This window comes from Stutzerimonas kirkiae, assembly GCF_004327335.1.
In the GTDB taxonomy this organism is placed as follows: Bacteria; Pseudomonadota; Gammaproteobacteria; order Pseudomonadales; family Pseudomonadaceae; genus Stutzerimonas; species Stutzerimonas kirkiae.
Window position 1 is genome coordinate 1 of the sequence record NZ_QJUO01000066.1, and the last position, 2785, is coordinate 2785.

General features: G+C 56.0%; 2 protein-coding genes. Both read right to left on the minus strand.

Features of this window, described 5'->3' with window-relative positions; all coding sequences use genetic code 11:
* On the minus strand, window positions 1–1771 hold a 1771-nt coding region (locus DNJ95_RS19020; protein ID WP_165491665.1), incomplete at its 3' end, for a condensation domain-containing protein.
* 1 nt (window position 1772) lies between these two features.
* The coding region (locus tag DNJ95_RS19025; RefSeq protein ID WP_165491666.1) for a phosphopantetheine-binding protein at window positions 1773–2785 on the minus strand (1013 nt) is incomplete at its 5' end.

The window sequence follows — 2785 nt, forward strand, 5'->3', positions numbered from 1 at the left end:
CCTGCGGATACTCGGGATCCAGCGGTACGTAGGCGCCGCCGGCCTTCAGGATCGCCAGCAGCCCCACCACCATCTCAAAACTCCTCTCCACCGCGATACCCACCAGCACGTCCGGGCCTACCCCCAGCTCACGCAGCTTGTGAGCCAACTGGTTGGCTTTCTGGTTCAGTTGCCGGTAGCTCAACTCTTGGTTATCAAAGATCACCGCTACTGCATCCGGGGCTTTCTCGGCCTGGACTTCGATCAACTGGTGGAGGCACTGGTCGCTCGGGTAACTTGCCTCGGTACGGTTCCAGTCGTAGATAATCTGTTGCTGCTCTTCTTTACTTAACAGAGGCAGTTCAGCGACACGCTGACTTGGCCTATTGGTTATGCCTTCCAACAGATTGAGCCAGTGCCTGGCCAAGCGCTCGATGGTTGGTTTGTCGAACAGCGCTGTGGCATAGCTCAGCGATGCGCCAATCCCTTGCTCATGCTCGAAGGTGTCCAGCGTCAGGTCGAACTTGGCGGTGTGCCCTTCCAGGATCAGCCCTTCAACCTCCAGCCCTGGCAAGCGGCGGCTCTCACCTTTTAGCTGGTTCTGGTGGTTGTACATCACCTGGAACAGAGGGCTATGGCTCAGGCTGCGCTCAGGGTGCAGCGCCTCCACCAGTTGCTCGAACGGCAGGTCCTGATGAGCCTGAGCAGCCAAAACGGCCTGCTGGACCTGTTGCAGCAATTCACCGAAGGTCGTCTGCAGGTCGAACTCGGCCTTGAGCACCTGGGTATTGACGAAGAAGCCGATCAGGCCTTCTGTCTCCAGCCGGTTACGGTTGGCATTCGGTATACCCACACGAATATCGTCTTGTCCCGAATAGCGGTGCAGCAGGGCCTGAAAACTGGCCAGCAGCAACATGAACAGTGTCACGCCCTGTTGCTGGGCCAGATGCTTGAGGGATTTGGCAAGATCATCGCCCAGTTCGATATACAGGATGGCACCAGTATGGCTTTGAACAGAGGGACGAGGACGGTCAGTCGGCAACTCCAGTACCGGTTGTTCCTCACCCAGTTGAGCCTTCCAATAAGCTAATTGCCGCTCCTGCTCACCCGCCTCCATCCAACTACGTTGCCAGATAGCATAATCTGCGTACTGGATCGGCAGTTCCGGCAGGTTTGTCGCCTGGCCTATGCGGTAGCCTTCATAGAGCTGGACCAGTTCATCGACCATGATGGGCATCGACCAGCCATCGGAGACGATATGGTGCAGAGTCAGTACCAGGACATGATCATCCTCGGCCAACCGCAACAGCTTTACACGCAAAAGCGGGCCATGCTCTAGGTCGAAAGGCTTGGCGACTTCTTCCTCGACTTTGAACTGGATCAGGGCTTCATCTACCTTTTCCAGATATTCCTGATCCAGCGCAAGATCGATCCGTGGATGAACAACTTGCCGCCCCTGTTCACTATCCTGACGGATGGTGGTGCGCAAGGTCTCGTGTTGAGCAATCAAGGCGTCGAAACTCGAACGCAGAGCTTCGATATGCAGCTCACCCTTAAGCCGCAGTGCAACTGGCATATTGTAGGCGGTACTTTCCGGCTCCAGTTGCCAGAGGAACCACTGCCGCTGTTGGGCGTACGAGAGTGGCAAACGCTCCAATTCCTGCCTGACTTGTGGAATCGGCAACTGCGCGAAGCTCATTCCCTTGGATTGCAGCTTGAGCAAAAACTGCCTACGCTGCTCCAGGGACAGGAAAATAAACCTCCGAGTGATTTCCAGGTTTTGCGGACTCATATTAAATACTCTCCAATTCCGTCAGAAACTCACTCAGCTCATCGAAGTCCTCTTCGCCGGCGAAACGCTGGCCAGAGAGAGCGGCTGCATATGCAAATAAATTTTCACGCTCGAATAAAAAGCCCAGAGGAACCTCGATACCCAGCTCAGCCCGAACTCGCGTAGTAACACTTATTGCCAGTAGTGAATGACCACCCAGTTCGAAGAAATTATCGGTCAGGCCGACCTTTTCGACTTTCAGCACATCGGCCCAGATGGCGGCGATCCGTTGTTCCAGTTCGCTTTGCGGCGCCACGTAATCCTGCTGCAACTGGCTGGCATCGGGTTTCGGCAAGGCCCTCCGGTCGAGTTTGCCGTTGGCCGTCAGCGGCATCGCCCCAAGGAACACCAGATGGGCCGGGACCATGTAGTCCGGCAGACTTTCCTTCAGATAGTCGCGCAAGGTGTTGCGCAATGTGGCTTGCCGCTCTGCATCGTCTGGCAGACTCCTATCGGTCACGAGATAGGCAGCCAGTTGCTTGCCGCTCGGCCCTTCGATATCGATCACCACGGCCTCGCGAACAGCCTCATGCTCTTGCAGGCGGGCCTCGACCTCGCCCAGTTCGATGCGGAAGCCACGGATCTTCACCTGGTGGTCGATACGGCCAACGTATTCAATCACACCATCGGCACGGTAACGGGCCAGGTCGCCAGTCCGGTAGAGTCGTCCACCACCTTGCCCTCTATCGTCGAACGAATTGGGGATAAAGCGTTCGGCGGTCAGTGCTGGACGGCGTAGATAGCCACGGGCCAAACCCTCGCCACCAACCAGCAACTCTGCGATCCCACCGATTGCAGCCGCGTCCAAAGCATTACCTAATAACTGGCAGGTAGTGTTGGATAAGGGACGTCCGATGGGTGGCTGTACACCATTCGTCTTGTGATGACACCAGTGAGTGGCATTGATAGTAGTTTCAGTAGGGCCATAACGATTATGCAATGCCGTATCTGGCAAACGTTCTTTGACTTTTTCGC